This window comes from Pseudomonas floridensis (assembly GCF_002087235.1).
Taxonomy (GTDB): Bacteria; Pseudomonadota; Gammaproteobacteria; order Pseudomonadales; family Pseudomonadaceae; genus Aquipseudomonas; species Aquipseudomonas floridensis.
Genome location: NZ_MUIO01000010.1, coordinates 41,962 through 47,961, shown reverse-complemented (window position 1 = coordinate 47,961; position 6,000 = coordinate 41,962). Strand labels below are relative to the sequence as shown.

The 6,000-nt window shown below is 54.1% G+C and carries 7 protein-coding genes; 4 read left to right on the top strand and 3 right to left on the bottom strand.

Features of this window, described 5'->3' with window-relative positions; translation table 11 throughout:
- A partial coding sequence (locus BZK31_RS03500; protein WP_208617173.1) for a tRNA-dihydrouridine synthase occupies positions 1 to 184 on the bottom strand: 184 nt, incomplete at its 3' end.
- 106 nt (positions 185 to 290) lie between these two features.
- Between BZK31_RS03500 and BZK31_RS03495 the strand changes: the two genes are divergently transcribed.
- The 3 genes from BZK31_RS03495 (at position 291) to BZK31_RS03485 (ending at position 3,390) form a co-directional block, all read left to right on the top strand.
- Complete coding sequence (locus BZK31_RS03495) at positions 291 to 1,382, top strand: tyrosine-type recombinase/integrase (protein ID WP_083181285.1); 1,092 nt, start codon at positions 291 to 293, stop codon at positions 1,380 to 1,382.
- Between the two features lie 374 nt (positions 1,383 to 1,756).
- Positions 1,757 to 2,779, top strand: coding sequence for a phage antirepressor N-terminal domain-containing protein (locus BZK31_RS03490; RefSeq protein ID WP_157900696.1), 1,023 nt, complete (start codon positions 1,757 to 1,759; stop codon positions 2,777 to 2,779).
- Between the two features lie 122 nt (positions 2,780 to 2,901).
- Complete coding sequence (locus BZK31_RS03485) at positions 2,902 to 3,390, top strand: hypothetical protein (RefSeq protein WP_083181282.1); 489 nt, start codon at positions 2,902 to 2,904, stop codon at positions 3,388 to 3,390.
- Between the two features lie 5 nt (positions 3,391 to 3,395).
- Here the strand turns inward: BZK31_RS03485 and umuC are convergent, their stop codons facing one another.
- On the bottom strand, positions 3,396 to 4,676 hold the full coding sequence (gene umuC, locus BZK31_RS03480) for a translesion error-prone DNA polymerase V subunit UmuC (RefSeq protein WP_083181280.1): 1,281 nt from the start codon (positions 4,674 to 4,676) through the stop codon (positions 3,396 to 3,398).
- Entirely contained in the window at positions 4,663 to 5,094 is a 432-nt protein-coding gene (locus BZK31_RS03475) for a LexA family protein (protein ID WP_083181279.1), read from the bottom strand. The genes umuC and BZK31_RS03475 overlap by 14 nt, the downstream gene beginning before the upstream one ends.
- Positions 5,095 to 5,207: 113 nt before the next feature.
- On the opposite strand from BZK31_RS03475, the gene BZK31_RS03470 reads away from it, so the two are divergent.
- Positions 5,208 to 5,909 (top strand): SOS response-associated peptidase, encoded by a 702-nt coding sequence (locus BZK31_RS03470; RefSeq protein ID WP_083181278.1) that lies wholly within the window; start codon positions 5,208 to 5,210, stop codon positions 5,907 to 5,909.
- Positions 5,910 to 6,000: the final 91 nt, after the last annotated feature.

Below are 6,000 nucleotides of genomic sequence, written 5' to 3'. Positions count from 1 at the left end.
CGCTGTCGCCATGCAGCAAGGCACCGGTCGTAACCATTTCGGTGTACAACAGCGCATGTTTGGAGAGCAGGCGCAGGAAGTACCGGCAGTGGTGGTCTGTCCAATCCATCATCGGCGCAACGGAGAAGCGGCGGGACAGTGCGGGCCTTGTGGGACGGGGGTTTGGGGCAATATCTGGTTGCATATTTATCAGTCGATTTTTAGCACTTTCGGGCTGTTTTTGGCCGTTTTTTTGGGCTCGGTGCTAAAATTTAGCACCGAAAAAAAACTTTTAGCACCGAAGGAACGAGATGGGAACGATCACCCAAAGGAAGAACAAAAAGGGTGGAATCAAGTACACCGCACAAATCAGGCTCAAGCGCGCAGGAAAGGTAGTTTATCAGGAAGCACAGAGCTTTGAGCGCAAGCAGGTCGCTCAGGCGTGGCTCAAGCGTCGGGAAAGTGAACTGGCCGAGCCAGGCGCCATAGAAAGGGCGAACCATAAGGGCGCAACGGTTACTCAGATGATTGATCGCTACCTCATCGAATACGAAAACCTGCGGCCCCTCGGCAAAACCAAAAGGGCCACTCTCACCGCCATAGGCAAGACGTGGCTCGGCTCAATTCCCGACATCAAGCTCTCCAGCCAGAACCTTGTCGAGTACGCCCAATGGCGTATGAGCAAGGAAGGCGGCGGCGTGCAGGCTCAGACCGTTGGCAATGACCTGGCCCACCTTGGCGCTGTTCTGTCGGTTGCCGGGCCTGCCTGGGGCTACGCGGTCAACACCCAGGCCATGAGCGATGCACGGAAAGTGCTGCGCAAGCTGGGCATGGCCAGCAAGAGCCGCGAGCGTAACCGTCGCCCGACCCTCGACGAGCTGGACAAACTGTTGAATCACTACGTCGACATGCAAAAGCGTCGTAAGGCCGAGATCCATATGCCCAAGGTCATCGCGTTCGCCATCTTCTCCACTCGTCGTCAGGAAGAAATCACACGGATACGCTGGGCGGATCTGGATCCCACACGTCAGGCGGTGCTGGTCCGGGACATGAAGAACCCAGGTCAGAAAATCGGTAACGATGTGTGGTGTCATCTGCCTGATGAGGCTTGGCAGATCTTGCATACGATGCCCAAAACCGCGGACGTCATCTTTCCCTACAACGCCAGGTCCGTATCGGCGTCATTCACGCGGGCATGCCTAATGGTCGGCATTGAGGATCTACACTTCCATGACCTTCGTCACGACGGAGTCAGCCGACTGTTCGAAATGGCCTGGGACATTCCGAGGGTATCCAGCGTATCCGGGCATCGAGACTGGAACTCGCTGCGGCGTTATACCCACCTAAGGGGCAACGTTGATCCTTACAAGGCCTGGGATTGGTTACCAAAGCTCCTTTCATAACGGCCATGGGACTGCCAACCTGCAGGGACTTTTCCGACAAGGTTTGCAGGAACACGCTCAAACTTTGCGCGTACTTTTCTCATAACCAGTCATTCACGCAGAATCTCCCGTTTGAAAATTACACGTTTCAGTATGTGTAATTTCTTTAAAATCACTTAGTTAGTACAGCACTGAAAAGAATTATTACTTCTAAAGAGCTGCCCGACAGGCCTGACAACTAAAAAAACCAGTCTTATAAGCAAAAGAAGCCATATTGACTGCAATGCAATAACAATAAATCCTTAACACAACGGAGCGTCACTGATAACGCTTCTAAAATCTTGAATTCGTAACACACCCGAATCCAGCGCCATGGATTCGGTAAGGATCTTTGCTTGTCCAACCAATTAGAAACTACGATTCAAAAAATCAGTTACCGATCCGCCACTTTGGTCATCACTGAACACGATAACGTGCCTTATGTCGATATGCAGCCAATTGTCGAAGGTATGGGCTTAAGCTGGAGACATCATAAGAAGATGCTCAAACATGATGGGATTTCGTTCTCCCCATACATCGGTGAGGCAGCCGAAGATCGAGGCCACAACTCAGCGATCTACATGCCGCTCATCAAACTTCACAGCTGGCTGATGGGGCTGAAGCAGGAACGTTATGCCAAGCGGATGCGTGATGAGATATCCGCTTGGCAAAACGACTGCGTCGACCAACTCTGGACCAACTGGAGATACGCGCGAGTTCAAAGAGAGGTTGCGATTTCAACCGTCAATGCCAGCTATCACGGCAAGCGCTTTCGCTTTCGAAGAATTGGAAATGAGTGGTGGTACGCGGCGTCGGACGTCGCGTCTGCACTGGGCATTCGCAACACAGCCCATCTACTCAAAACCCTCCCCCAATCTACGTGCATAAGGTTGCAGATCGGCCAACAGCAACTACATGCAATAAATCAGGCAGGGCTTGAAAAGGCGTATCTGATAGCCCCGCCATTCGGGTCAGAGAGTCTTCGTATGTGGCTCTCACATCTGCAGCAGGATCATGCAAATCAAGGCATGCCTCCTGAGCTTTTTATCTGCAAAGACAGCGCTGATGCTACGCTCGATTACCTATCCCGCTGCAGACAGTCCTTAAGAGACGCCGGAGCATTGGTGGTTGAATGGGACGAGGCACTGGCTCAGCGCATAGCCACCAGCGCTGCGTCAATGTTGATCAGGAATCGCAGATGGCTACTGACGCTGAACGACCATGGTGAGCCCCATTTATCTTTAGTCCCCCATGATGCTGGTGTCTTTACTTCAGAAGGTCTGGTGAAATGGGTTAGGGACCCTGCCGGAGCCAGAGTAGAAGTATTGACTGGTATTCTGTCGGCTATTGGTGAGCGACTCAGTTGCGGTGCGGATTGAGCGTTTTCTGCACCCTGAAATTTGCCCGCAATTTTTCGAGCTTTACCCGCCGAGATTCGTAAAGTAAATTCATGCGTAAATGTAGCAATTTTTATCCACCAAAACACTCAAGGAATGAATAAATGGTCAGCGTAGAAGAGCGGTTTGCAGAAATTGAGCGTCGCCTAGCCCTCCTAGAAGCCAGAAACCTGCCTTCTCTCACAATAGGAAATGACAGAACTGAGCCAAGGGAGTCGCGCGAAGCATTTATAGCCTTGACCGTCACAAACAAACGCTTCGACCCTACAAACGCTGACCTAGGTGTTTATGAGGACCACATTTGGTTCGACTGCGCATATACATTAAAAATAGCGGCAAAGCCTACTCGTGCGGTCAAGGGAGAGCTTCAATTCTCAGACCTGTTTGGCGAAGTAAAATTTAAACTACAGCTCACTATTAACGAGCAGCTCAAGCCGGGCGTGCCCCTTGTGCAGCGCGGCATTGGCTTCAGTTATAACCAGTTCATTGGCGAGCATCAATGGATGTTGATCACGGAGACAAAAGACATGACCTATGCATTCAAGGTTTCGAACGTCATCTATACGGACGGCACCACAGAATTGTTTTCCTGATGGGGCTAATCGGCTTTGACCACCCATAACTGATCCAGCCTAGTCGTATAACTTTGACTCATCATATCCCGCCGCATTGCCCACTCGGGATCGGCGGGAACACTCCCGGCCCTAAGCGTCCCCCTGCCCCAGCGCGCATTGATCTCGTCCAGTACGCCCATCACTTTCTCGGCTGCAGCGGGCTGCGAAGCCGCGAACAGGTCATCGGTGAATTCGCCGGGCTGACGCAGATCGAGCAGCAAGACCTCTGCCTTGCTGTATTTGAACCCTGGGCGGAATAGTCGATTCACTGCTTCGGTTGCGGCCTTGGTCATCAGGCGCACATCGTTGGTGGGATACGGCAGTTCGACCAATGCACCGTTGGCGTATTTGGCTTCTTCCGGGTTGAACATGCCGGTGCGGATGCTGACGCGGATTTTCTTGCACAGCGAGTTCTGCGCACGGAGCTTTTCCGCGGCTCGCTGGACGTAGGTGGCCACCGCTTCTTTGATCGGCTCGATGGTGGTCAATCGCTGGCCAAACATACGGCTGCTGCAGATCTCCTGCTTCGGCGGTTCAGCCTCGCCCAGTTCCAGGCATGGCGTACCGGCCATCTCACCTGCGGTCTTTTCGATCACCACGCTGAACCGGTCGCGCAGGGTCCGCGGATCCGCCTTGGACAAGTCCATTGCCGTGCGGATGCTCATCGCTTCCAGGTGGGCTTTCATCTTCTTGCCGACACCCCACACTTCGGACACCGCCGTATTGCGCAGCACCCAGTTGCGTTTGTGCAGGTCGCAGATGTCGACGACACCACCCGTATGGGTCTGCAGTCGCTTGGCCGTGTGGTTGGCCAGCTTGGCCAGCGTCTTGGTGGGGCCGATTCCCACGCCGACGGGAATGCCGGTGCATTTCAGGACTGCAGCACGGATCTGGCGACCCAACTCCGTCAGATCACCTGGCATGCCGGTCAAGTCTGCGAAGGCCTCATCGATGCTGTACACCTCTGTTGCGGGCACCATTGACTCGATGATCGACATCACGCGTTCACTCATATTGCCGTAAAGCGCATAGTTACTACTGAACGCGACCACGCCGTTCTGGCGCAGAACGTCCTTGATCTGGAAGTACGGCGCGCCCATTTTTACGAACGGCTTGGCGTCGTAACTACGGGCGATGACGCAGCCGTCATTATTGCTGAGCACCACGATAGGCGTCCTTGCCAGGTCCGGCCGAAATGCGCGCTCGCAACTGGCGTAGAAGCAATTACAGTCGATCAGCGCGAAGACCTTCTCAAGGCCTGCCATGATCGCGCACGCTGTATCTCACCACACCCAAGATGGCCAGCTCATCACCTTCCATAACGTGTCGCGGCGGATACTTCGTGTTTTCGGACTGCAGGATCACGACTTCATTGCGCACGTGCAGACGCTTGCAGACGGCCTCAGCATTCAGGGCAGCAATCACGATATCGCCGTGCTCGGCATTGAGGCTTCGGTCAACAATCGCAAGGTCGCCGCTGTGAATCCCTGCCCCCTGCATGCTCTCACCTTGGACCGTCACCAGATACACATGGGGTGCGCGCACGTTAAACAGCTCATCGAGCGAGATGTTCTTCTCGATGTGATCTGCAGCCGGGCTCGGGAAGCCAGCGGAGACCAACGACGAAAACCAGGGAAGCTTCGCGCCGCCCTCTGCCAGAGTGCCAATGTAGGTAATGCTCATGATCCGCGCCTTCTTGGATGATTGACTGTATGCATATACAGTTAACTCTTTGACCTGCACGCGGTCAATCGTACAGGCAGGCCTTTTCGACGAGTGACATTACGGGTGACATCATGTGCGGACGCTACTCGATCTACGAATCCATGGACCATTACCTCAGGGAGCTTGCGCCAGAGCAGTTGGTCATCAACGGCTATGATCTCTGGCCGATCGAGCGATACAACGTCGCCCCAACCACCAAAGTCGAGATCATCCGACCTACTGAAGAAGGCTTGAGCGTCGACAAGGTGCGCTGGGGATGGGAGCCGTTCTGGGCGAAAGGAAAACGTCCGGCACCGATCAACGCACGCGTCGAAACCGTCATGACCGGGAAGTTTTTCAAGCAACTCTGGCCAAACGGCCGAGCACTGGCCCCGGCGAACGGGTGGTTTGAATGGGTGAAGGATCCGGACGACCCGAAGAAGAAACAGCCCTACTACATCCGCCTCAAGAGCCAGAAGCCGATGTTCTTTGCGGCATTGGCTGAGGTTCATGCTGGCCTTGAACCGCATGAGGGGGATGGGTTCGTGATCATCACGGCTGAGAGTGATTCAGGGATGGTGGACATTCATGACCGCAGGCCGGTCGTGTTGTCGCCGGAGGATGCGCGCGAGTGGGTTGAGCCTGGGTTGTCGGCTGCTCGAGCGGAGGAGATCGCTCGACAGGCGTGTCGGCCTGTTGAGGATTTTGAGTGGTTTGAGGTTGGTAAGGCGGTGGGAAATGTGAGGAATCAAGGCTCGGAATTAATTGCTTCTCTTCACTCTAAGCCTAAATGAGGTTTCCATAGCGTCAGAGAGCAACGCACTATAGGAGCGCGAATGAACGTGCATGCGTATTAAGTTGCTGCCTGACATACTCAACGTACTC

What these genes read in the sequence shown, in the direction of transcription:
- BZK31_RS03485 (WP_083181282.1), top strand. Translation starts at nt 2,902, where the DNA reads ATGGTCAGCGTAGAAGAGCGGTTTGCAGAAATTGAGCGTCGCCTAGCC.
- umuC (WP_083181280.1), bottom strand. Translation starts at nt 4,676, where the DNA reads ATGGCAGGCCTTGAGAAGGTCTTCGCGCTGATCGACTGTAATTGCTTC.
- BZK31_RS03470 (WP_083181278.1), top strand. Translation starts at nt 5,208, where the DNA reads ATGTGCGGACGCTACTCGATCTACGAATCCATGGACCATTACCTCAGG.
- BZK31_RS03475 (WP_083181279.1), bottom strand. Translation starts at nt 5,094, where the DNA reads ATGAGCATTACCTACATTGGCACTCTGGCAGAGGGCGGCGCGAAGCTT.
- BZK31_RS03495 (WP_083181285.1), top strand. Translation starts at nt 291, where the DNA reads ATGGGAACGATCACCCAAAGGAAGAACAAAAAGGGTGGAATCAAGTAC.